Annotated in this window: 20 protein-coding genes; 14 read left to right on the top strand and 6 right to left on the bottom strand. The window is 64.2% G+C overall.

The window, feature by feature from the left end; translation table 11 throughout:
• The first annotated feature begins 12 nt into the window (after window positions 1-12).
• From V1289_RS42635 to V1289_RS42700, 14 genes are all read left to right on the top strand, one after another.
• On the top strand, window positions 13-906 hold the full coding sequence (locus V1289_RS42635) for a branched-chain amino acid ABC transporter permease (protein ID WP_309184378.1): 894 nt from the start codon (window positions 13-15) through the stop codon (window positions 904-906).
• A gap of 1 nt (window position 907) precedes the next feature.
• Entirely contained in the window at window positions 908-1,876 is a 969-nt protein-coding gene (locus V1289_RS42640; RefSeq protein ID WP_334405457.1) for a branched-chain amino acid ABC transporter permease, read from the top strand.
• Window positions 1,877-2,125: 249 nt separating this feature from the next.
• Window positions 2,126-2,770 carry a DUF47 domain-containing protein gene (locus V1289_RS42645; RefSeq protein ID WP_074278755.1) on the top strand — a complete coding sequence of 215 codons (645 nt, stop codon included), beginning with the start codon at window positions 2,126-2,128 and terminating at the stop codon, window positions 2,768-2,770.
• An 11-nt stretch (window positions 2,771-2,781) separates the two neighbouring features.
• A complete protein-coding gene (locus tag V1289_RS42650; RefSeq protein ID WP_334405459.1) occupies window positions 2,782-3,786 on the top strand; it encodes an inorganic phosphate transporter in 1,005 nt (334 codons plus the stop codon).
• Between the two features lie 99 nt (window positions 3,787-3,885).
• On the top strand, window positions 3,886-5,505 hold the full coding sequence (locus V1289_RS42655; RefSeq protein ID WP_334405461.1) for a peptide chain release factor 3: 1,620 nt from the start codon (window positions 3,886-3,888) through the stop codon (window positions 5,503-5,505).
• 349 nt (window positions 5,506-5,854) lie between these two features.
• Entirely contained in the window at window positions 5,855-6,466 is a 612-nt protein-coding gene (locus V1289_RS42660; protein ID WP_334405463.1) for a hypothetical protein, read from the top strand.
• Window positions 6,467-6,666: 200 nt separating this feature from the next.
• The gene (locus tag V1289_RS42665) at window positions 6,667-7,251 is read left to right on the top strand and encodes an NnrU family protein (RefSeq protein WP_334405465.1); all 585 of its coding nucleotides are present in this window, start codon (window positions 6,667-6,669) and stop codon (window positions 7,249-7,251) included.
• A gap of 3 nt (window positions 7,252-7,254) precedes the next feature.
• Complete coding sequence (gene panB, locus V1289_RS42670) at window positions 7,255-8,094, top strand: 3-methyl-2-oxobutanoate hydroxymethyltransferase (protein WP_074277408.1); 840 nt, start codon at window positions 7,255-7,257, stop codon at window positions 8,092-8,094.
• Between the two features lie 11 nt (window positions 8,095-8,105).
• A complete protein-coding gene (locus V1289_RS42675; protein WP_334405468.1) occupies window positions 8,106-9,716 on the top strand; it encodes a class I adenylate-forming enzyme family protein in 1,611 nt (536 codons plus the stop codon).
• A 170-nt stretch (window positions 9,717-9,886) separates the two neighbouring features.
• On the top strand, window positions 9,887-10,540 hold the full coding sequence (locus tag V1289_RS42680) for a tetratricopeptide repeat protein (RefSeq protein WP_334405470.1): 654 nt from the start codon (window positions 9,887-9,889) through the stop codon (window positions 10,538-10,540).
• A 29-nt stretch (window positions 10,541-10,569) separates the two neighbouring features.
• Window positions 10,570-11,163, top strand: coding sequence for a hypothetical protein (locus tag V1289_RS42685; RefSeq protein WP_334405472.1), 594 nt, complete (start codon window positions 10,570-10,572; stop codon window positions 11,161-11,163).
• A 53-nt stretch (window positions 11,164-11,216) separates the two neighbouring features.
• The gene (gene der, locus V1289_RS42690) at window positions 11,217-12,602 is read left to right on the top strand and encodes a ribosome biogenesis GTPase Der (protein ID WP_334405473.1); all 1,386 of its coding nucleotides are present in this window, start codon (window positions 11,217-11,219) and stop codon (window positions 12,600-12,602) included.
• Window positions 12,599-13,852, top strand: coding sequence for a TCR/Tet family MFS transporter (locus V1289_RS42695; protein WP_334405475.1), 1,254 nt, complete (start codon window positions 12,599-12,601; stop codon window positions 13,850-13,852). The genes der and V1289_RS42695 overlap by 4 nt, the downstream gene beginning before the upstream one ends.
• A 184-nt stretch (window positions 13,853-14,036) precedes the next feature.
• Window positions 14,037-15,191, top strand: a complete 1,155-nt coding sequence (locus V1289_RS42700; RefSeq protein ID WP_334398367.1) for an IS110 family transposase — start codon at window positions 14,037-14,039, stop codon at window positions 15,189-15,191.
• Window positions 15,192-15,635: 444 nt separating this feature from the next.
• Here V1289_RS42700 and V1289_RS42705 read toward each other — a convergent pair whose 3' ends face one another.
• The 6 genes from V1289_RS42705 to radA all read right to left on the bottom strand — a co-directional run bounded on the left by V1289_RS42705 (window position 15,636) and on the right by radA (window position 23,045).
• Complete coding sequence (locus V1289_RS42705) at window positions 15,636-16,862, bottom strand: ABC transporter substrate-binding protein (protein WP_334405477.1); 1,227 nt, start codon at window positions 16,860-16,862, stop codon at window positions 15,636-15,638.
• A gap of 101 nt (window positions 16,863-16,963) precedes the next feature.
• Window positions 16,964-18,115 (bottom strand): hypothetical protein, encoded by a 1,152-nt coding sequence (locus V1289_RS42710; protein ID WP_442896230.1) that lies wholly within the window; start codon window positions 18,113-18,115, stop codon window positions 16,964-16,966.
• Window positions 18,116-18,369: 254 nt separating this feature from the next.
• A complete protein-coding gene (locus V1289_RS42715; protein ID WP_334405480.1) occupies window positions 18,370-19,110 on the bottom strand; it encodes an SDR family NAD(P)-dependent oxidoreductase in 741 nt (246 codons plus the stop codon).
• A 145-nt stretch (window positions 19,111-19,255) separates the two neighbouring features.
• Window positions 19,256-20,773, bottom strand: coding sequence for an amidophosphoribosyltransferase (gene purF, locus V1289_RS42720; RefSeq protein WP_375144029.1), 1,518 nt, complete (start codon window positions 20,771-20,773; stop codon window positions 19,256-19,258).
• A gap of 21 nt (window positions 20,774-20,794) precedes the next feature.
• Window positions 20,795-21,424 carry a CvpA family protein gene (locus tag V1289_RS42725; protein WP_334405482.1) on the bottom strand — a complete coding sequence of 210 codons (630 nt, stop codon included), beginning with the start codon at window positions 21,422-21,424 and terminating at the stop codon, window positions 20,795-20,797.
• A 157-nt stretch (window positions 21,425-21,581) separates the two neighbouring features.
• A complete protein-coding gene (radA, locus tag V1289_RS42730) occupies window positions 21,582-23,045 on the bottom strand; it encodes a DNA repair protein RadA (protein WP_334405484.1) in 1,464 nt (487 codons plus the stop codon).
• Window positions 23,046-23,081 lie beyond the last annotated feature (36 nt).

A 23,081-nucleotide genomic window follows, 5' to 3' on the forward strand; every position in this document is an offset into this window, starting at 1 on the left:
AAAGCGAAACCGATGCAGGCTCTGTACGCACAGCTTCTGGTGGGACTGATCAACGGCTCGTTTTACGCGCTGCTCAGTCTTGGGCTTGCCGTGATCTTCGGCATGCTCAACATCATCAATTTCGCCCATGGTGCGGTCTACATGATGGGCGCTTTCGTCGCGTATTTCCTGCTCAACAATGCGTACCTCAGCATCGGCTACTGGCCGGCGCTGATTATCGCGCCGATCGTCGTGGGTATCTTCGGGATGATCCTCGAGCGAACCATGCTGCAATGGCTGGCCGGCCTCGATCATCTCTACGGCTTGCTGCTGACATTCGGGCTGGCGCTGATCATTCAGGGCGTGTTCCAGAATTATTTCGGCTCATCCGGTCTGCCCTATGCGATCCCCGACTATCCAACGATCGGAGGATTTCACGGATTGCAGGGCGGCATGAATCTCGGCTTCATGTTCCTGCCGATCTATCGCGGCTGGGTGGTGATCTTCTCGCTCGTGGTCTGCATCGGGACCTGGTACCTGATCGAGCGCACCCGGCTCGGCGCCTATCTGCGCGCCGCCACCGAAAACCCGACGCTGGTGCGCGCCTTCGGCATCAACGTGCCCCGGATGATCACGCTGACCTACGGGCTCGGCGTCGGGCTCGCCGCGCTCGCCGGCGTGTTGTCGGCGCCGATCAACCAGGTCCGGCCGCTGATGGGCGAAAATTTGATCATCGTGGTGTTCGCGGTGGTGGTGATCGGCGGGATGGGCTCGATCATGGGATCGATCGTGACCGGCTTTGCGCTCGGCGTGATCGAGGGACTGACGAAATATTTCTATCCCGAGGCTTCCAACACCGTGGTCTTCGTGTTCATGGTGCTGGTGTTGCTGGTAAAGCCAACGGGACTGACCGGACGGGCGGCCTGACATGACAGCGATGACCGACGATACGATTCGGGTTCCTCCGCGTGCGATGCGCGACGAGATTATCGCGTTCTGCGCGATGGCGGGGCTGCTGGCGATCGTGCCTTTGACCGGAATCTATCCGTTCTTTGTGATGCAGGCGCTGTGCTTTGCGCTATTGGCCTGCGCCTTCAATCTCCTGATCGGCTATGGCGGACTGTTGTCGTTCGGCCACGCGATGTTCTTGGGTACGGCGGGCTACGTCACGGCCCATGCCCTGAAAGTCTGGGCGGTGCCGCCCGAGATCGGCATTCTCGCCGGTACCGGCGCCGCGGCCGCGCTCGCGGTGATCACCGGCCTTGTCGCTATTCGCCGGCAGGGGATCTATTTTGCGATGATCACGCTGGCATTGTCGCAGCTGTTGTTTTTCGTGTATGTGCAGACGCCGTTCACCCATGGCGAGGACGGCATCCAGGGCGTTCCGCTGGGCCACCTGTTCGGCGTTTTCAACCTCGCCAACTCGACCATCCTTTATTACGTCGTCCTCGCCGGATTCCTGTTTGGGTTTCTGCTGATTTTTCGCACCATCAACTCGCCGTTCGGCGAGGTGCTGAAGGCGGTTCGTGAGAACGAGCCGCGCGCGATATCGCTGGGCTATAAGACCGAACAGTACAAGCTGCTCGCCTACATCCTGTCGGGAACGCTGGCAGGATTGGCCGGCTCGCTGAAGGTGCTTGTGGCGCAAAATGCTTCGTTGACCGACGTTGAAGTGGGGATGTCCGGGCAAATCGTGCTGATGACGCTGGTGGGCGGTCTTGGAACGGTATTCGGTCCGGTGGTCGGCGCCTTCGTGATCATCGCCATGCAGCAATATCTGGCCGGTTTCGGCCAGTGGGTGACGGTGATCCAGGGCTGTATCTTCGTCGCCTGCGTGCTGACGTTCCGCCGCGGCGTGATCGGCGAAATCGCGCATTATTTCCGGCGGTCGCTCTAGGTCGCGCGTCCCGGACGCGGCGTAGCGCGCAGCGCCGCTCCGCAGAGCCGTGACCTGCGCTGCCTGAGACAGATGGACCCCGGCCGAGCTGTGCACCGCAGGGCCTGCACGGCGTCCGGAGGAACAGCCACAAAGCGGTGGATGACCGGTTTCCGGGGGCCTGCCGTGGCGCGCTTTTGCCGCGAATGGTCTATGACAGTTTTGTGACGGGCCGTCGAACGCGGCCATTCCGGAACGATGGACAAGCCCATGCTGCGCTGGTTTCGTGCCTTTTTGCCCAAAGAGGAGCGCTTTTTCGACCTGTTTGCCCGGCATGCCCAGACATGCGTGCAGGGCGCGCAGGCGTTGCAGGAGATGCTGCGCGGCGGCGACGAAACGCCGGTGTTCTGCCAGCGCGTCAACCAGTTCGAAAACGACGCCGACAACATCACCCGCGAAGTGCTGACCGCGGTCCGCCGCACCTTCATCACGCCGTTCGATCGCGGCGACATCAAGAACCTGATCACGGCGATGGATGACGCCATCGACCAGATGCAGCAGACCGCGAAAGCGGTGGTGCTGTTCGAGGTGCGCACGTTCGAGCCGCCGATGCGCGAAATGGGGACTCTGCTGGTCGAGTGCGCCAATCTGGTCGGGCGCGCGCTGCCGCTGTTGTCGGCGATCGGCGACAACGTCGCGATGCTGACCGCCATCACGGAGGAACTGACCAAGCTCGAAGGCCGGGTCGATGACCTCCACGACATCGGACTGAAGGAGCTGTTCCTCAAGCATCGCAACGCCAACACGATGGATTTCATCGTCGGTGCCGAGATCTACGACCATCTGGAGAAAGTCGCCGACCGCTTCGACGACGTTGCCAACGAGATCAATTCGATCGTGATCGAACAGGTATAGGGCAGGGACGAGTGGACGCCGCGCTTGGTCTCCCCATTCTGGTCGCATTGATCGCGGTCGCGCTGCTGTTCGATTTCCTCAACGGGCTGCACGACGCCGCCAATTCGATCGCCACGATCGTGTCGACCCGGGTGCTGCGTCCGCAATACGCCGTGATCTGGGCGGCCTTCTTCAACTTCGTGGCGTTCGCGGTGTTCGGGCTTAACGTCGCCAATACCATCGGCACCGGCATCATCGAACCGAGCGTGGTCGACGCCACCGTGATCTTCGCGGCCCTGGTCGGCGCCATCGTCTGGAACCTGATCACCTGGGCGCTGGGGATACCGTCGTCCAGTTCGCATGCGCTGATCGGCGGGCTGGTGGGTGGCGGTATGGCCAAGGCGGGATTGTCCGCCGCGGTATGGAGCGGCCTCAGCAAGACGCTGCTCGCGATCGTGCTGTCGCCGCTGGTCGGGTTTTTGCTGGCGCTGGTGCTGGTCGCGATCGTGTCGTGGCTGTCGGTACGCTCGACGCCGTTCGCGGTCGACCGCGCCTTCCGCATCCTGCAATTCGTCTCGGCCTCATTGTATTCGCTCGGCCATGGCGGCAACGACGCGCAGAAGACTATGGGCATCATTGCGGTGCTGCTCTACTCGCAAGGCCACCTCGGCAACCACTTTGAGATCCCGTTCTGGGTGGTCCTGGCGTGCCAGGCCGCGATGGCGCTGGGTACGCTGATGGGTGGCTGGCGGATCGTCCGCACCATGGGACTGCGGATCACGCGGCTGACGCCGATGCAGGGGTTTTGTGCCGAAACCGGGGGTGCGATCACTCTGTTCCTGGCGACCTTTCTCGGGGTTCCCGTCTCCACCACGCACACCATTACCGGCGCCATCGTCGGTGTCGGCGCGGCGCGGCGGGCCTCGGCGGTGCGCTGGAACGTGGCGAGCTCGATCGTCTATGCCTGGGTGATCACCATTCCGGCCTCCGCCATCGTGGCGGCGCTGGCCTATTGGGCGGTGGTGCTGCTGCGATAATCCGGTCGGCCGGTTGGAGCCGGGCCGGTAAGTCCCTATATCCAGGGTGCTTTTTTGCTCCTTGATCCGGCCCGCTTTCCCTGCCAAACGCTCAACCCCATGTCCGACATTGCCGTTACAGCCGAATCGCCAGCCCGGTCGCCGCTATCAGATGAAGTGGCGCGGCGGCGGACCTTTGCCATCATTTCCCACCCCGACGCCGGCAAGACCACGCTGACCGAAAAGCTGCTGCTGTTTGGCGGCGCCATCAACCTCGCGGGGCAGGTCAAGGCCAAGGGCGAACGCCGGAATACCCGTTCCGACTGGATGAAGATCGAGCGCGAGCGCGGCATTTCGGTCGTGACATCGGTGATGACCTTCGAGTTCGAAGGCCTGGTGTTCAACCTGTTGGACACCCCGGGCCACGAGGACTTTTCCGAGGACACCTACCGGACGTTGACCGCCGTCGACTCCGCGGTGATGGTGATCGACGCCGCCAAAGGCATCGAGGCGCGCACCCGAAAGCTGTTCGAGGTGTGCCGGCTGCGCGACATCCCGATCATCACCTTCATCAACAAGATGGATCGCGAGAGCCGCGATACCTTTGATCTCTTGGACGAGATCGAAAAGACGCTGGCGCTCGATACCACGCCGATGACCTGGCCGGTCGGCCGCGGCCGCGATTTTCTCGGCACCTACGACGTCATCAATGGCGGCGTCCGCCTGCTCGAAGGCGGCGGCGCCAAGACCGGCGCGACGCAACAGATCGATATCGCCGAGCTCGCCGGCCGCAACGCCAATCTCGACGTCGGCGAGATCAAGGACGAACTGGCGCTGGTGTCGGAAGCCTGCAAGCCGTTCGAGCTGGACGCATTTCGCGAGGGCCATCTGACGCCGGTCTATTTCGGCAGCGCACTGCGCAATTTCGGCGTCGGCGATTTGCTGGAGGGCCTTGGAAAGTTCGCGCCGCCGCCGCGCGCTCAGGATTCCAATCTGCGCAAGGTCGAGGCCGCCGAGCCGCGCATGAGCGCCTTCGTGTTCAAGATCCAGGCCAATATGGACCCGAACCACCGCGACCGCATCGCGTTCGCGCGGCTGTGCTCGGGAAAACTCAGCCGTGGCATGAAGGCAAAACTGGTGCGTACCGGCAAGAACATGTCGCTGTCGAGCCCGCAGTTCTTCTTCGCCCAGGATCGTTCGGTGGCGGACGAGGCCTTTGCCGGCGACGTCGTCGGTATTCCCAATCACGGCACGTTGCGGATCGGCGACACCCTGACCGAGGGCGAGGATATCACCTTCGTCGGTGTGCCGAGTTTTGCGCCGGAAATCGTTCGCCGCGTGCGGCTGACGGATGCGATGAAGGCCAAGAAGCTGAAGGAAGCCCTGCAGCAGATGTCGGAGGAGGGCGTGGTGCAGGTGTTCCGGCCGCGCGACGGCGCGCCGGCGCTGGTCGGCGTGGTCGGCCCGCTGCAGCTCGACGTGCTGAAGGCGCGGCTCGACGCGGAATATTCGCTGCCAGTGGAATTCGAAGTCTCGGAATTCCAGCTGGCGCGCTGGATTTCGTCCGACGACCGCAAGAAGCTGGAAGCCTTCATCGCTGCCAATGGTTCCGGCGTTGCCGACGACGTCGATGGCGATCCGGTGTTTTTGGCCAAGAATGAATTTTACCTCGGCTACACCAAAGAGCGTGCCGAGGGCATCAACTTTTCCAGCGTCAAGGACGTGAAGAAGAAGGCGTAAGCGGGCGCCGGTGCGCCTGCACTTCTTGTCGTCCCCCGGCTTGACCGGGGACCCAGTACGCCGCGGCTTATCGATTGATCGCCAACAGCTCTGGGATACTGGGTCGCCCGGTCAAGCCGGGCGATGACAGCCGTGGGCGCATCGCCGCCGCGTGCAAAGCACCTGGGCGCCATCGCGCGGCAATCAAAACCTGTTTTCACCTTCCCTCTATACTGCTGGCGTGCTCGACAGCCCAGCGAGAAGGCGCTGATCGCGGAGCTGTCGGCCATGAACGCGGGGATGTGATTGCGGTCAGGCTTGAACCCGGCTGATGCGCGTATCATGTTGGCCGGACTGGAGGTTTTGCCTGATGTTCCGGCGCATCGTCATTTGCCTGTTCGTTACATTCGTGGCCATCAGCGTCTCGGGGAGCGCCGACGCCGGGCAGCGGCGTCACATCGACGCCACGCCGTTTGCGCATGCGCCGTGCAGCGTGCTCGACGGCCGGCCCTGTACGCCGTATTTCTGCAGCGTGTTCAATCACGGTCCCTGCATCCCCGAAATCGATTACCCCTACGGCGAGGACTTGCAACTCACGATCGAAACCGTGCCGCCGCAGGATCAGGCCGCCAAATATCAAAAGCCCGATCACGACCTCGATACCATCGGCGACTTGTTCGCGGCGCTGCGATCCTGCTGGTCACCGCCGCCGGAAGAGACCGCGCGCGCGGGCATGCAGATGTCGGTGCGCTTCAGCTTCAAGCGCAGCGGCGAGATGATCGCCCCGCCGCGCATGACCTTTTCCACGTCAGGCGCCGCGGCGGACACCCGCGCCACCTACCTGAAAGCCATCAACGCGTCGCTCGATGCCTGCCTGCCGCTGAAATTCACCGCTGGCCTCGGTGGCTCGCTGGCCGGGCGGCCGATCGCGATCCGCTATGTCGACAACCGTGATCTGGGGACGCAGGCGGGCAAGCCGTGAGCTACCACGTCATTCCGGGGCGCGCGAAAGCGCGAACCCGGAATCTCGAGATTCCCCGATGCCCAATTGCGCATCTGAGGTGAGGTCTGGTCCTGCGGACCATCCCGGAATGACGGCTCTTGCATTTGGCGCATTGCAGCCCTGGCCTCTAAAGTGATAGGCGATGTCAGGAAAAGCGGGCCACACAGGGAGAGGACATCATGGGACTGCTGGTGATGATCCTAGGCCTCATCCTGTTCCTCGGTGTCCACACGCTCACTACCCAGCGCGAGTTGCGCGCGCGGTTTGTCGTCTCGATGGGCGAGGGCGGTTACAAGATCGGCTATGCGCTGGCCTCGATCGCCGGCCTGGCCCTGATCGTCTGGGGTTTTGCCGATTATCGCGCGGCCGGCATGTGGGATGTCTGGTCGCCGCCGACCGCGTTCAAGCATATCACCGTGGCGTTGATGCTTCCCGCCGTCATCCTGGTGGTGGCGTCCTATATCCGCGGCCGGATCTACGCGACGCTGAAACATCCGATGCTGGCCGGCGTCAAGCTGTGGGCGGCGGCGCATCTGCTCGCCAATGGCGATATCGGCTCGATCATCCTGTTCGGCTCGTTTCTGGGATGGGCGGTGTTCGACCGTATTTCGCTGAAACATCGTCCCGACGCCGGCGCACCGCCGATCCCCGTCGGCGGTCCCGGCAACGATCTGATCGCGATCGCGGTCGGGATCGTCGCCTATCTCGCGCTGGCCTTCGCGTTCCACCCGGTCGTGATCGGCGTTCCCGTGGTTGGAGCTTAAGTCATGTCGGTTCAATCTGCCATCCGGCGCAAGACGGCGCCGGACATTCGCGCCCGCAAGAACGGTGAGCCGATCGTAATGCTGACGTCGTATCATGCGCATACGGCGGCCCTGGTCGATCGCTATTGCGACGCCATCCTGGTCGGCGATTCCCTCGGCAATGTCATGCATGGATTCGAGACCACCGTGCCGGTGACGCTCGACATGATGATCCTGCAGGGGCGGGCGGTGATGCGCGGCTCGAGCCAGGCGCTGGTCGTGGTCGACATGCCCTTCGGCTCCTATGAGGCTTCCAAAGAGCAGGCGTTTCATTCCGCCGTGCGGATATTGAAGGAGACGCAGTGCGGCGCGGTGAAGCTCGAAGGCGGCGTGCGGATGGCGGAGACGGTCGCGTTTCTGGTCGACCGCGGCATTCCCGTGATGGGCCATATCGGATTGACGCCGCAATCGATCAACACGCTCGGCTCGTTTCGCGCGCAGGGCCGCGAGCAGGGCAGCTGGGAGCCGATCGAGAACGACGCCGTGGCGATTTCGGAGGCCGGCGCCTTTTCGGTCGTGATCGAGGCGGTCGCCGAGCCGCTGGCGAGGAAGATCACCGCGGCGATTGCGATTCCCACCATCGGCATCGGCGCCAGTGCGGCTTGTGACGGCCAGGTACTGGTATTGGAGGACATGCTCGGCCTGTCGCCGCGGACGCCGAAATTCGTTCGCCGCTACGGCAATCTCGGGCCTGCGATCGAGGCCGCCATCGAGGGCTACGCCACCGATGTCCGCTCGCGCGCATTCCCCGGGCCCGAGCATGTCTACGATATGAAAACCAAAGATCCGAAAGCCAAGAGCTGACGGGGCGAACGATGGATTGGTCGAAACATCCCATTCCCGCGATGCGGCTCGAGTCACGCTTCGGCGACCGGATCGTGCCAGCATTTTGCGCGCGGCCCAAAAGCATCTGGGCGACGGTCGCGGATGCTGTGGCCAGAAATCCCGACGCCGAAGCGCTGGTGTGCGGCGAGCGGCGCATGAAATGGCGCGAGGTTGCCGAGCAATCCGCACAAATCGCGGCGGGATTGCAAAAACTGGGATTGCAGCGCGGCGACCGCGTCGCGGTGCTGCTCGGCAACCGCGTCGAATTCGTGCTGACGCTGTTTGCCGCGGCCCATGCCGGCCTGGTGACCGTGCTGCTCTCGACCCGCCAGCAAAAGCCCGAGATCGCCTACGTCCTGACCGACTGCGGCGCAAAGCTGCTGATCCACGAGGCGACGCTCGCCGATCGCCTGCCGGATGCGGCCGACGTCCCCGACCTGAAGCACCGGATCTCCGTCAGCGACGAGGGCGCGTCGCCATTCGCCAAATTACGCGACGGCGCCCCGTCGCAGGTGCCGGCCGAAGTCGGCGAAGAAGATACCGCGATGATCCTGTACACGTCGGGCACGACGGGCCGGCCGAAGGGCGCGATGCTCGCGCATTGCAACGTCATCCATTCGGCGATGGTGTTCGCGTCCTGCCTGCAGCTGACGGCGGCGGACCGCTCGATCGCCGCCGTGCCGCTCGCCCATGTCACCGGCGTCATCGCCAACATCATGACCATGGTCCGCTGCGCCGGCACGTTGATCATCATGGCCGAGTTCAAGGCGGCGGAATATCTGAAGGTCGCTTCCCGCGAGCGCGTCACCTACACGGTGATGGTGCCGGCGATGTACAATCTCTGCCTGTTACAGCCCGATTTCGACAGCCACGATTTGTCGAGCTGGCGCATCGGCGGCTTTGGCGGCGCGCCGATGCCGGTCGCCACGATCGAGAAGCTGGATGCCAAGATTCCAGGCCTCAAGCTGATCAACTGCTACGGCTCGACCGAAACCACGTCGCCGTCGACCATCATGCCCGGCGAATTGACCGCCAGCCATATCGACAGCGTCGGATTGCCGTGCCCGGGCGCGCAGATCATCGTCGTGGATGCCGACGGTCGTGAACTGCCGCGCGGCGAGATCGGCGAAATCTGGATCCATGGCGCCTCGGTCATCAAAGGCTATTGGAGCAATCCAAAGGCGACGGCCGAGAGCTTTACCGCGGGCTTCTGGCATTCCGGCGATCTCGGCTCGATCGACGCGCAGAATTTCGTCCGCGTGTTCGACCGCCAGAAAGACATGATCAACCGCGGCGGGCTGAAGATCTATTCCGCCGAAGTCGAGTCGGTGCTGGCCAGCCATCCCGCCGTGATCGAAAGCGCGATCATCGCCAAGCCGTGCCCGGTGCTGGGCGAACGGGTCCATGCCGTGATCGTGACCCGCAACGCGGTCAGCGGCGAGGCGCTGCGCGCCTGGTGCGCCGAGCGGCTGTCGGATTACAAGGTGCCGGAGACGATGGCGCTGACGTCAGAGCCGTTGCCGCGCAACGCCAATGGCAAGGTGATCAAGCGGCAGCTTCGGGAGGCTTTTGCCGCGGCTCAGGCCCGGGAGCAGGCCTGATTCCGCTGTGGCCCCCCGGCCGCCCGCCGCGACCCCGTTAACGCTTTGATCCGGGTGGCTTTGCCTTGCCAGCGCCATATCGTTAGGGTAACGCCGCCGCTGTGCGGGGGGATCAGGCGCATGGCGCTGCCGCCGAAAGGTGCGGCCCCCAGGGGATGGGATAGCTTTAAGTGTCTGAATTATTTGACGAAGTTGACGAGGATGTCCGTCGCGACCAGCTCAAGAAGCTGTGGGACCAGTATTCGATCTATATCGTCGCCGGCGCGCTGCTGATCATCGCCTCGGTCGGCGGCTGGCGCGGCTATGAGTATCTGGAGGCCAAGAAGGCGGCCGAGGCCGGTGCGGCCTTCGACAAGGCCGTCGAGCTCTCCGAGCAGAACAAGCATACCGAGGCTGAGGCGGCATTTGCCGATCTGGCTGCCAAGGCGCCGTCGGGATACCGCGTGCTGGCGCGGCTGCGCGTGGCGGCGGAAGTCGCCAACCGCGATCCGCAGGCCGCGGCGAAGATGTTCGACGATATCGCCGCCGATCGCAGTGTCGGCGCGCCGGAACAGGATCTGGCGCGGGTCCGCGCCGCCCAATTGCTGCTGGAAACCTCAACCTATCCCAACCTGTTGCAGCGACTCGAGGCCGCGGCTGCCCCGGGCGCGACCTTTCGCCATACCGCGCGCGAATTGCTGGCGCTGTCGGCCTGGCGCGCCAATGACATGACTGCGGCGCGGCAATGGCTGGATCAGATTGCCAATGACGGCGAGACGCCGCCGAGCCTGCGCTCGCGTGCCGAGGCGCTGCAGGCCCTGCTTCCGCCGGTCGCCAAGAGCTGACCGCAAACGAGTTGAGTGAGAGATCGACCATGCGCCGCTCACAACGTTTGATCGCAGCCGCCGTCGTCATCGCGCTGTCCGGCGTGCTGGCGGGCTGTTCGAGCAGCCTGAGCAATTTCGATCCCTCCGATCTGCTCGACTTCCTCGACACCAAGAAAAAGCTGCCCGGTGAGCGCAAGCCGGTATTCCCGGATGGCGTGCCGGGCCTCGAGCAGGGCGTGCCGAAGGAATTGTACAAGGGCTCCCGGCAGGAGCAGATCGACCAGCAGAACGCCGCCGCGGCGGCGGCTACCGAGGCCCCGCCGCCCGAGCCGGCGCCGGCGCCGAAGGGCAAGCGATCGGCGAAGGGCAAGGGCAAGCCGCCCGCGACGGCCGGCACCGAGCCTGCGGCTGCGCCCGCCGCCACCGCGGCCGCTCCCGACGCCGTGCCGGAGGAAGAGGCCGGCACCGCCGCCGCACCGCCGGCACCCAAGCCCAAAAAGATCGCGCGCAAGCGCACCACCGCGCCGCCGCCCGATCAGACCGCCCAGCCGGCCGCACAACCGGCCAATCCGGCCAACCCGTCGCAACAATCCGCCGCGCCGTTCCCGGCACCGATGCCGAGCGGCACCTTCACGCGCTAGGTTTTGTTTTCAGCTCATTGACACCCGCGTCCTGACGGGCGAACGGATTTCTTATGTCTTTCACCTTCGCGATCATCGGCCGGCCCAATGTCGGAAAATCGACGCTGTTCAATCGGCTGGTCGGGCAGAAGCTCGCGCTGGTCGATGACGAGCCCGGCGTGACCCGCGACCGCCGTGAGGGCGCGGGGCGTCTCGGCGACCTCGAATTCACGATCATCGATACCGCCGGCCTCGACGAGGGCGCCAAGGGGTCGCTGACGGCGCGGATGCAGGAGCAGACCGAAACCGCGATTGCGCTCGCCGACGCGCTGATGTTCGTGATCGACGCCCGCGCGGGTCTGACGCCGAACGATCGCGCCTTTGCCGATTTCGCGCGCCGCGCCAACAAGCCGGTGGTGCTGGTCGCCAACAAGAGCGAGGGCCGGCACGGCGAAGTCGGCGCGATGGAATCCTATGCGCTGGGGCTCGGCGATCCCGTGCAGATATCGGCCGAGCATGGCGAGGGCTTGAGCGATCTCTACGACGCGTTGCGCGTGCTGATGCCGGAGCCGGTCGAAGAGAGCGAAGAATTCGACGACGACGAGGTGATCGAATCCGACGAAGATCTAGCCACGCGTCCGATTCGCGTCGCTATCGTCGGCCGTCCCAATGCCGGCAAATCCACGCTGATCAACCATCTGCTCGGCGAGGAGCGGCTCCTGACCAGCCCCGAAGCCGGCACCACGCGCGATTCCATTTCCGTCGAGATCAATTGGCAGGGGCGCGATTTCCGGGTGTTCGATACCGCCGGATTGCGGCGTCGCTCGCGGATCGAGGAAAAGCTGGAAAAACTCTCGGTGGCGGACGCGCTGCGCGCGATACGCTTTGCCGAAGTCGTCGTGCTGATGATGGACTCGCAGAACAGGTTCGAGGAGCAGGATTTGCGCATCGCCGACCTGATCGAGCGCGAGGGCCGGGCGCTCGTGATCGCGGTCAACAAGTGGGATCTGATGGAGCGCAAGGGCAATCTGATCTCGGCGTTGCGCGTCGATGTCGATCATCTGCTGCCGCAGGTCAAAGGCGCGCCTGTCGTCGCGGTGTCCGGCCTGATGGGCGAGGGGATCGACCGCCTGATGACGGCGATCCAGGAAGCCTATGCGGTATGGAACAGGCGCGTGCCGACGGCGGCACTCAATCGCTGGTTCGAGCAAGCGGTCGACGCCAACCCGCCGCCTGCGGTCTCGGGGCGGCGATTGAAGCTGAACTACATCACGCAGGCCAAGGCGCGGCCGCCGAGCTTCATCCTGTTCTGCTCGCGCGCCGACGCCGTGCCGAAATCCTATTTGCGCTATCTCGTCAATACCATGCGCGAATTCTTCGAGCTGCCGGGCACGCCGGTGCGAATCTCGCTGCGCGAGAAGGAAAATCCGTTCGCCCACAAGCGCAAGCGGCCGTCATGAGCGGGCAGGCCGCGAACGGTGTGGTTGAAACCCCTCCGGCGCGCGGCGCGGCGGTGATCTTTATCTTCGTCACCATTTTGCTCGATACGCTGGCGCTCGGCGTCATCATTCCGATCCTGCCCAAACTGATCGAAAGCTTCGTCAACAACGATACCGCCAACGCCGCACGCATCTTCGGCCTGTTCGGCACCGCCTGGGCGCTGATGCAGTTCCTGTTCTCGCCGATCCTGGGCGGGCTGTCGGACCGGTTCGGCCGGCGGCCGGTGGTGCTATTGTCGAATTTCGGCCTCGGGGCGGATTACGTGCTGATGGCGCTGGCGCCGTCGCTGATCTGGCTGTTTGTCGGCCGGGTGATTTCGGGCATCACCTCGGCCAGCATCTCGACGGCGTTTGCCTACATCACCGACGTCACGCCGCCGGAAAAACGCGCGACCGTATTCGGCAAGATCGGCGTCGCCTTCGGCGCCGGATTCATTCTGGGGCCTGCGCTGGGCGGGCTGCTCGGGGGCTTCGATCCGCGGCTGCCCTTCTGGGTCGCGGCGGGATTGAGCTTTGCCAATGCGATGTACGGCCTGCTGATCCTGCCGGAATCGCTGCCGGCCGAGCGCCGCTCGCCGTTCCGCTGGAAGAGCGCGAACCCGATCGGCGCGCTGCACTTGCTGCGTTCGAGCCGCGTGCTCGCCGGCCTGTCGCTGGCGAATTTCTTTGCCCAGCTCGCGCATGTGGTGCTGCCCTCGACCTTCGTGCTGTACGCGACCTATCGCTACGGCTGGAATACGACCACGGTCGGCGCCACGCTTGCCTTGGTCGGCATTTGCGCGATGGTGGTGCAGGGCACGACCATCGGCCCGATCGTCAGGCGGTTCGGCGAACGGTGCGCCCTGATGTTCGGTCTGGCCTGCGGCGCCGTCGGCTTTTTCATCTTCGGTGCGGCGCCGAGCGGGCCGCTGTTCTGGGTCGGTATTCCCGTAATGGCGTTGTGGGGCATCGCGGGCGCTGCGACCCAGGCGCTGACGACGCAATTGGTGGCCCCCGATCAGCAGGGCCAGTTGCAGGGTGCCACCAACAGCGTGCAGAGCGTCTCCCAGCTGATCGGGCCGTTCCTGTTCACGCTGATATTTGCCTGGTTCATCGGCGCGAACGCGCCGTTCAAACTACCGGGCGCGCCGTTCTATCTCGCATCGGCGCTGCTGCTGCTGGCGCTGGTGATCGCGCTGCGCGCGACCAAGGCGGCGCGCAGCGAAGGCTGACCGGCGAGGGTTACAAGCCGCGCGCGTCAACGCTCGTCACGCGGTCTTGCAGGCGCAAAAATACCCACGCCCCTGGTCGGAAACCATCGGGCGTGGGTTCATTATTTCCGCGTAGATTCCATGTGGCGATGGGCGTGCATCCGCTAGGTTTGGGTTTCCACACTCGAACCCGCGGAGACGTCAGATGCAAGCATCCCACGTAAGCACGCCCATCAAGAGCAATGTTAGCACGATTTTTGTAGCGATCGAACTGAGCCAGAGGAGTTGGCTAGTGACGATGCACTGCCCGGACAAGGATAAGATATCCCACCATAAGCTGGAGGGCGGCGATCATGTCGGCTTGCTGACGCTGATCGAGCGGATGCGTGAGCGGGCAGCGCGAACGCTGGGAGCGGTCCCGGCGGTGGTGAGTTGCTATGAGGCGGGCTACGACGGGTTTTGGCTGCATCGGCTTCTGATGGCGGCGGGGATCACGAACCACGTGTTCGACCCTGCGAGTATTGCAGTGGATCAGCGGGCGCGGCGGGTGAAGACCGACCGGATCGATGGCGAGAAGATGCTGCGCACGCTGATGGCGTACCTGCGCGGCGAGCCGCGGGTGGTGCGGATCGTGCGGGTGCCGACCCCCGAGCAGGAGGACGCCCGCCGCGCCAGCCGCGAACGCGGCCGGCTGACCAAGGAACAGACGGCTCACACCACCCGGATCAAGGCGCTGCTGCGGCTGTTGGGCATGGCGGTGGGGAACCCGCGCCGACACGACTGGCTGACCTGGCTGGTGAAGCAGCGGGACTGGCAAGGCCAGGCGGTACCGCCGCAGATCATGGCCGAGATCAAGCGCGAACACGCGCGGCTGATGCTGGTGCGCGAGCAGCTTGATGCGCTGGCGCAGGCTCCGGCGGATCTGACCTCAGCGGCGGCTCAGATGGCACAGCGCAGCGAACTCTTGCTCCGGCTCAAAAGCCTCGGCCCGGCGTTCACAACGACGCTGACCAACGAGGTGTTCTACAAGGACTTTCGCAATCGGCGTGAGGTCGCGAGCTATTTCGGACTAACGCCCAGTCCATGGCAGAGCGGCGGGATCGATCGCGACCAAGGGATCAGCAAGGCGGGCAACCCGCGCGCCCGTTGCGCCGCGATCGAGATGGCCTGGCTGTGGCTGCGACATCAGCCGGACAGCAAACTCACCCAGGAGTATCGGCGACGCACACTCAATGCCAGCAAGCGCATCAAGCGCGTCGCCATCGTGGCCTTGGCGCGCAAGCTGATCGTGGCGCTCTGGCACTATCTCACAACCGGCCTTGTACCCGAGGGAGCGATGCTCAAGACGGCAGAGGTCTAAACTTTCAACCAACGCGTCGGCGTCGCGGCATCTGCCGCGGTCAGCGCGGGATGGATGGTGACCGTGCCACCCTTGGGCCAAAAACAGGCTGTTTCGTAGATGGGTCTCATCCTCATGGCTTCCTCGCCGCAAGTATGCGGAATGTGGGTACGGGCCAAAGCGGTCCGACCGGATATGAGGTGATGCAGTGAGCTGCTGCATAAATCGCCGGAAGCCAGTCCCTGAGCGCCTCGACCGCGGCGGCACGCTGCGCTACGCATGGCTCCGCGCGCCGCCTCTACGCCGAACACCAAAAATTAAACCCGAGCCTCCGGCGCGACGCTTGACTCAAAAGGCCTCATATGAGGGTGGGCAAAGCGAAGCCTGCCCACCACGAAACCACCATTTGGATGGATGGTGGGCACGGCGCAAGTGCGCCTTTGCCCACCCTACGCAGCTACGCAGCTATTTCTTCACCAGCGGGCACTCGCTGGCTTCCAGCGGCTTGGCCGCGTCTTCCGGCGAGATGGTGGCGATCAGCTTGTAATAATCCCACGGATATTTCGACTCTTCCGGCTTCTTCACTTCGAACAGATAGGCCGGAATGATGCGGCGGCCATCGATGCGGAGCGGGCCCTTGCCGAACAACGGATCGTCGGTCGGGATTTCCTTCATCTTGGCGACGACTTTGGCGCCGTCATGCGGATTGCCGCCGAGCGCTTCCATTGCTTTCAGGTAGTGCAGGACAGAGGCATAATTACCGGCCACCGTCATCGAGGGCATCGTGCCCTTGGGCGACAGTTTCTGGAAACGCTTCGACCATTCGCGGGTCTTGTCGTTCATGTCCCAGTAGAAGGATTCCGTGAAGGTCAGGCCTTGCGCGGTCTTCAGCCCGAGCGAATGCACGTCGTTGATGAAGAGCAGGAGCGCGGCGAGCTTCTGGCCCCCGGCGACAATGCCGAATTCGGACGCCTGCTTGATCGCGTTGGTGGTGTCGCCGCCGGCATTGGCGAGCCCGACCACTTTTGCCTTCGAGGACTGCGCCTGCAGTAGGAAGGATGAAAAATCCGACGAATTGATCGGATGCTTCACCCCGCCGAGCACCTTGCCGCCATTGGCTGACACGACCGCCGTGGTGTCACGTTCGAGCGCCGCGCCGAAGGCATAATCGGCGGTCAGGAAGAACCAGGTGTCGCCGCCGGCCTTGGTCAGCGCCTTGCCGGTGCCGTTGGCCAACATGTAGGTGTCGTAGGTGAAGGAGATCGTGTTCGGCGTGCAGGCCTTGCCGGTGAGATCGGCGGTCGCAGCACCCGAGTTGAGCAGGACGATATTCTTGTCCCTGACGAGATTGTTGACGGCGAGGGCGACGCCGGAGTTCGGCGTATCGGCGATCGCATCGACCTTCTCATTGTCGATCCATTGCCGCGCGAGGTTGACGCCGACATCGGGCTTGTTCTGGTGATCGCCGCTCAGGACGTCGATCTTCCAGCCCTTGGCGGCGAGGCCGGAGTCCTCGACCGCCATCTTGATGGCGACCACCGAATTGGGACCGCCGATGTCGGCGTAAAGGCTCGACATGTCGTTCAACACGCCGATCTTGACGGTCTTGTCCTGAGCGAATGCGGGCGCGGCAAGGCCGATGCCGGCAACAGTAATCAGCGCGGCGAGGCGCCGCGCGTTAAGTGTGGTCATGTATTCCCTCCATCTGTGGTCGCCGGGCGGCCTTCTTGGTGAAGCTTGACCCGGCTGGACCGGCATCGTGTTAGTTGGTCCGGACCTTCCCGGCAATCCGCCTATCGTAGCGCGTCCGAGGTCAGCTTGAACTTCTGGATCCGCTTACCGGTGTCGACCTCGGCGGTGTAGACGTTGCCCTTGGCATCCACCGCCATGGCGTGGATCCAGTGGAATTGCCCGGCGTTGCGGCCGTTGCGCCCAAAACTGCCGACCACGGTACCGTCGTCGCGTTTCAGCACCCGGATTTCGTTGTTTTCGCCGTCGGCGCTCAGGAGATAAGTCTGCTTCGGATCGGGCCAGATCGCGATGTCCCAGACCGCGCCGTTGCCGAGCGTGTTCTTCTCGTAGAACCACTCCCTCACGAAGGTGCCATCCTTCTTGAACACCTGGATACGGTCGTTGATGCGGTCGCAGACATAGACCAGCCCGTCATTGGCGATCTTCACGCAGTGCACGGGGTTGGCGAATTGCTGCGGCGCCGGCGCCTTGGGATCGTAAGGCGGCTGCTTGGTGTCATCAGGCACATGGCCGTAAGCGCCCCAGTTCCGCTTGTAGGCGCCGGTCGTGGCGTCAAAAACGATCACGCGGCGGTTGCCGTAACCATCGGCGACGTAGATTTCGTTGGCGTCCTTGTCGATCGCGGTCTCGGCGGGTTTGCCGAGCTGGGTGGTGTCGTTGCTTCCCTTGCTCGGCGCGATCTTGCCGATCTGCGACACGAACTTGCCGTCGATGGTGAATTTCAGGATCGCGTTGTCGTTGTCGGCATTGCCGCCGATCCAGACGAAGCCGCGTTCGTCGACTTCGATGCCGTGCTCGCGGCCGACCCATTCATAGCCTTCGCCGGGCCCGCCCCACGAACGCAGCAGATTGCCGTCGACATCGAACTCCAGCACCGGGGGCGCCGACACGCAGCATTTCGAACGCGGCGGATTGAGCGTCGCACCCTTCTCGTCGTCGGTCAGCGAGCGCGGGCGATGGATCACCCAGATGTGGCCCTGCCAGTCGACGGTGATGCCGCCGACCTGGCCGAGGATCCAGTTGTTGGGCAGCGGCTTTGGCCAGGCCGCGTCGACCGCAAAGGTCGGGATCTCGCCGGCCTGCGCGGTGTGCGAAAGCTGGGGCGCGCCGACCAGCCCGGCGGCAGCGATGCAGGCGTAAAGCGTTTTGGTGAGACGTGTGACGGCAGGTATCGGGCGCGCGCGATTGAACATCCGCATCTTGGCTTCCTCGATTTTATTGGCGGGTTTTCCCGCTTGGGGGCGCAGTCAATCGTGGGGAGGCCGGGGAGTCAACGAGGGGAAGGCAAAGCGGGCGCATCAAATAAAGTAGTCGTCGCCCGCGAAAGCGAGCGATCCAGTACGCCGCGGCTTCTCGATTCAATCGCAGTCGTCTCCGGAATACTGGGTCCCCGCTTTCGCGGGGATGACAACTGAAGGCGTTTGGAACGTGGGGGCGCCGTGATACGCTACGCCGGCGCCCGAAAGCTCATCAGCGTGCGCGTCTTGTAATCGTAAAATCTGCCGGTCTCACCCCATGCCGGCGAACACATCGGCACGATGAATTTCGCCGCCTGTTCCGGCGTATCCAGCGTCATCGGGTCTTCGCCGGGAAATACGGTGGCGCGCATGCGCGTGCGGATCGGGCCGGGGTTGAACAGGTTGACGCGGATCGGCGTCGACGCGGTCTCATTGGCCCAGGTCCGCACCAGCGTCTCGAGTGCTGCTTTCGACGCGCCATAGGGACCGAGATAGGCGGCGGCCTTGTTGGCGGCGCCCGAAGTCACGAACACGGCGCGTCCGGCGTCAGACTGCTTGAGCAGCGGCTCCATGCAGCGGATCAGCTGGAAGTTCGCGGTGACGTTGATCGCCATCACGTCGTTCCAGGGTTTTAATTCGATATGCCCGAGCGGCGAGGACGGGCCGGCGACACCGGCATTACCGACGAGGATGTCGAGCTTGCCGTGGCGTTCATGCAGCGCGGCGCCGAGGCGGGCGATGCCGTCGAAATCGGTGAGGTTGAGCGGCACAAGCGTGGCGCTGCCGCCGTCCTTGCGGATTTCATCGTCGAGTTCTTCGAGGCCGCCCTGCGTCCGCGCGACCGCAACGACATGCGCGCCGGCCTTGGCGAGCACACGCGCCGTGGCATAGCCAATGCCGCGCGATGCGCCGGTGACGAGGGCGATACGGGAGGCGAGGGGAAGGGGCATTGAGGGACTCTATCAAATCGTCGTCCCCGCGAACGCGAGGACCCATACGCCGTGACGGCTGTAATCGGGGAAGGTGTCTATGTCTAATTTCGCGCGAACAACTGACCCCCGGGGTTATGGGTCCCCGCGTTCGCGGGGACGACAGTTAGCTCGCCTCCGCCAGCAGCGAGAGCTGCCGGGGTGACGGTTCGACCTGGGTCTGGTCGGTGAGGTGGGTCGGATAGGCGCCGGTAAAGCAGTGGTCGGCGAATTTCGGATTGGCGGGATCGCGGCCGGGTTCGCCCATGGCGCGGTACATGCCGTCGATCGACAGGAATGCCAGCGAATCCGCGCCGATGATCTCGCGCATTTCTTCGAGGCTGTGGGTCGCGGCCAACAGGCCGCCGCGGTCGGGCAGGTCGATGCCGTAATAATCCGGGTACAGGATCGGCGGCGAGGCGAGGCGGAAATGGACTTCGCGGGCGCCGGCGTCGCGCATCATGCGCACGATCTTCTTCGAGGTGGTGCCGCGCACCAGCGAATCGTCGATCAGGATGATGCGCTTGCCCTCGATCGCGGCGCGGTTGGCCGAATGCTTCATGCGGACGCCGAGTTCGCGCACGCTCTGGGTCGGCTGGATGAAGGTGCGGCCGACATAGTGATTGCGGATGATACCGAGTTCGAACGGCACGCCGGAATGCTGGCTGTAACCGAGCGCGGCAGGGACGCCGGAATCCGGCACCGGTACCACCACGTCGACCTCGACATGGCTTTCGCGTGCGAGCTGGGCGCCGAAGGCCTTGCGGACTTCATAGACCGAGCGGCCGCCGACGATGGAATCCGGCCGCGAGAAATAGATGTATTCGAAGATGCAGGGCCGCGGCGGCTTGGGCGGGAACGGCTTGTGGCTGTGCGCGCCCTGTTCGTCGAACACCAATATCTCGCCAGGCTCGACGTCGCGGACATATTTTGCGCCGATCATGTCGAGCGCGCAGGTTTCCGACGCCAGGATCGGATGGCCATCGAGATCGCCGAGCACCAAAGGACGGATGCCGAGCGGATCGCGCGCGCCGATCAGTTTCTTGTTGGTCAGCGACACCAGCGAATAGGCGCCCTCGATGGTGCGCAGCGCCTCGATGAAGCGGTCGATGAAGCGGCTGCGCTTGGACTGCGCGACCAGATGCAGGATGACTTCGGTGTCGGTGGTCGACTGCATCATGGCGCCGTGGAGGACGAGCTCGCGGCGCAGCGTCAGGCCATTGGTGAGGTTGCCGTTGTGGCCGACCGCGAAGCCGCCGGCATTGAGTTCGGCGAACAGCGGCTGCACGTTGCGCAGGATGGTGGCGCCGGTGGTGGAATAGCGGACATGGCCGACCGCGGCGTTGCCCGGCAGGCGCTCGATCACTTCGCGGCGGGAGAAGGTGTCGCCGACGAGGCCGAGCCGGCGCTCCGAGTGGAAACGGCTGCCGTCGAAGGAGACGATGCCTGCGGCTTCCTGGCCGCGATGCTGGAGCGCGTGCAATCCGAGTGCGGTGATGGCGGCGGCCTCGGGGTGGCCGAAAATGCCGAACACGCCGCATTCCTCGCGTAACGTGTCGCCTTCGAGATCGTCCTGCAATTCGATCGGACCGGAGTTTCGGTCAAGTTGCTCGGCGGGATCGGAAGGGTTTTGCATCTCGTCCATCGCCTCTCGTTTGGCCTTGAGTTACTTGCCTGCGGGTTTCTCGATCAGCTTTTTGAGGCTGTCGCGCGCAGGCTTGCTGTAGCCATCACCGGATGCAGGGGCTGCCTGCTCGGTGTCAGTTTGATCGTCTTCGGGTTTATTCTTCTTGAATTTCTTTAAGATGGTGTTCTCGGGGTCGTCAGGCAAGAGCGCCATTAACCATTCCCCGGTTCCCTGCAGCACCATCCGGGACTTCGCCCCGGTGACCCAATCGGGCCGAGATTTGTCCGGAACCAACCAGACGAAGAACTGGTAAGCGACGACGACGATCAAAAGCCCGCGCGCGAGGCCGAACAGGAACCCGAGCGTGCGGTCGAGCGCGCCAATTCGGGAATCCAGGATCATGTCGGAAATCCGCACCGTGATGATGGACACCACGATCAGGGTACCGATGAACACGCCGGCCACGACGACCACGGAGGCGACCGTGTCGTTATTGAAATAAGTTTTGGCGGTCGGCAGCAGCTTTGAGAATGCATACAACGTGACCAGCGCCGCCGCGCCCCAGGCCGCGATCGACAGAATCTCGCGCATGAAGCCGCGCACCATCGCGAGCAGCCCCGAAATCAGCATCACTGCGAGCAGGACAAGGTCGAGTATTGTTATCGGCATCGGCTGGTCAGGTCCGCTCGTACGTTCTCAAAACCTTGCGAATCGGCGTGTCGGTGCCGTCCTAGGTGACGGTCATATGGCGCATCCGGCAAGACCGGAATTACGCTGTCCCGCGCGCCGGATGTATAGCGGCGGGGGCAGGTCCCGTCACGCCGCTTTAACCGTTCTCGCGACGGAATCGGGCCGGTGTGGCATTTTTCTCAGCCGCGCCCTCCCGCGAGCCCTCTTTGGCGCCTCTCGGGCTGCCGCGCGCGGCGATATCGGCGACCAGGCTGGTCAATCCGCCCACGGTATTGAGGGCGAGACCGGCGTCGCCGCCGACCTCGCCACGGGCCGATTCGGGGAGCACGGCACGGCCGAATCCGAGTTTTGCGGCTTCCTTCAGCCGCGCCGAGGTCTGCGCCACCGGCCGCACCGCGCCGGACAGGGAGATTTCACCAAAATAGACCGCATCCGTCGGCAGCGGCGCATTGACCAGCGACGACACCAAAGCTGCGGCCGCGGCGAGGTCGGCCGCGGGCTCCTGAATCCGCAGGCCGCCCGCCACGTTCAGATAGACGTCGTAGCCGGACAGTTTTACGCCGCAATGGGCCTCCAGCACCGCCAGCACCATCGACAGCCGGCTCGGATCCCAGCCCACCACCGCGCGGCGCGGCGTGCCCAGGGTGGTCGGCGCGACCAAGGCCTGCAATTCCACCAGCACCGGGCGGGTGCCCTCGATACCCGCAAATACAGCCGTGCCCGGACTGCCGAGATCGCGTTCCGACAGGAACAGTTCGGAGGGGTTGGAGACTTCACGCAGCCCCAGCCCCGTCATCTCGAAAACGCCGATCTCGTCGGTCGGGCCGAATCGGTTCTTCACCGCGCGCAGGATCCGGAATTGCTGCGAGCCTTCGCCCTCGAACGACAGCACCGCATCGACCATGTGCTCGACCACGCGGGGACCCGCGATCTGGCCGTCCTTGGTCACGTGGCCGACCAGGATGATCGCAGCGCCGGATTTCTTGGCAAACCTGATCAGCGCCTGCGCCGAGGCGCGGACCTGCGTCACGGTGCCGGGGGCTGATTCCACCGTGTCGGTCCACATGGTCTGGATCGAATCGATCACGATCAGCCGCGGCACGGTGCCTTCGGACAGCGTCGAGACGATATCCTCGACCGACGTTTCGGCGGCGAGCTGCACCGGCGCATCGGCAAGTCCGAGCCGCTCGGCGCGCAGCCGCACCTGTGCCACCGCCTCTTCGCCCGATATGTAGACCACGCGATGGCCGGCGCGGGCCATCAGGCTGGTGGCTTGCGTCAACAATGTCGATTTGCCGATGCCGGGATCGCCGCCGACCAAAAGCACCGAGCCGCGCACAAAGCCGCCGCCGGTGACGCGGTCGAGTTCGACCATGCCGGAGGACAGGCGAGGGGCGTCCTGGCTCTTGCCGGTCAGCGATTCCAGCTTGAACGTTCGCCCCCTGCGTTTGGAGCGGATCGAGACCGGCATCGAGGTGGCGCCGGTCGTATCCTCCTCGGCCAGCGTATTCCACTCGCCGCAGGACTCGCACTTGCCCTGCCAGCGATTATACGCCGCGCCGCAGTTCTGGCAGACAAAGGAGAGGGTGCTTTTGGCCATGGAGGGGTGAGTCGCCGTTTACGGAGATTGCGCCGC

The organism is Bradyrhizobium sp. AZCC 2289 (assembly GCF_036924615.1).
Classification (GTDB): Bacteria; Pseudomonadota; Alphaproteobacteria; order Rhizobiales; family Xanthobacteraceae; genus Bradyrhizobium.

Bases quoted from the DNA above. Each gene is read 5' to 3' on its own strand.
- V1289_RS42700 (WP_334398367.1), top strand. From the start codon at position 14,037: ATGCAAGCATCCCACGTAAGCACGCCCATCAAGAGCAATGTTAGCACG.
- V1289_RS42705 (WP_334405477.1), bottom strand. From the start codon at position 16,862: ATGACCACACTTAACGCGCGGCGCCTCGCCGCGCTGATTACTGTTGCC.
- V1289_RS42640 (WP_334405457.1), top strand. From the start codon at position 908: ATGACAGCGATGACCGACGATACGATTCGGGTTCCTCCGCGTGCGATG.
- V1289_RS42665 (WP_334405465.1), top strand. From the start codon at position 6,667: ATGGGACTGCTGGTGATGATCCTAGGCCTCATCCTGTTCCTCGGTGTC.
- V1289_RS42685 (WP_334405472.1), top strand. From the start codon at position 10,570: ATGCGCCGCTCACAACGTTTGATCGCAGCCGCCGTCGTCATCGCGCTG.
- V1289_RS42645 (WP_074278755.1), top strand. From the start codon at position 2,126: ATGCTGCGCTGGTTTCGTGCCTTTTTGCCCAAAGAGGAGCGCTTTTTC.
- V1289_RS42695 (WP_334405475.1), top strand. From the start codon at position 12,599: ATGAGCGGGCAGGCCGCGAACGGTGTGGTTGAAACCCCTCCGGCGCGC.
- V1289_RS42635 (WP_309184378.1), top strand. From the start codon at position 13: ATGCAGGCTCTGTACGCACAGCTTCTGGTGGGACTGATCAACGGCTCG.
- der (WP_334405473.1), top strand. From the start codon at position 11,217: ATGTCTTTCACCTTCGCGATCATCGGCCGGCCCAATGTCGGAAAATCG.
- V1289_RS42725 (WP_334405482.1), bottom strand. From the start codon at position 21,424: ATGCCGATAACAATACTCGACCTTGTCCTGCTCGCAGTGATGCTGATT.
- radA (WP_334405484.1), bottom strand. From the start codon at position 23,045: ATGGCCAAAAGCACCCTCTCCTTTGTCTGCCAGAACTGCGGCGCGGCG.
- V1289_RS42660 (WP_334405463.1), top strand. From the start codon at position 5,855: ATGTTCCGGCGCATCGTCATTTGCCTGTTCGTTACATTCGTGGCCATC.
- V1289_RS42715 (WP_334405480.1), bottom strand. From the start codon at position 19,110: ATGCCCCTTCCCCTCGCCTCCCGTATCGCCCTCGTCACCGGCGCATCG.
- purF (WP_375144029.1), bottom strand. From the start codon at position 20,773: ATGGACGAGATGCAAAACCCTTCCGATCCCGCCGAGCAACTTGACCGA.
- V1289_RS42675 (WP_334405468.1), top strand. From the start codon at position 8,106: ATGGATTGGTCGAAACATCCCATTCCCGCGATGCGGCTCGAGTCACGC.
- V1289_RS42655 (WP_334405461.1), top strand. From the start codon at position 3,886: ATGTCCGACATTGCCGTTACAGCCGAATCGCCAGCCCGGTCGCCGCTA.
- V1289_RS42710 (WP_442896230.1), bottom strand. From the start codon at position 18,115: ATGTTCAATCGCGCGCGCCCGATACCTGCCGTCACACGTCTCACCAAA.
- panB (WP_074277408.1), top strand. From the start codon at position 7,255: ATGTCGGTTCAATCTGCCATCCGGCGCAAGACGGCGCCGGACATTCGC.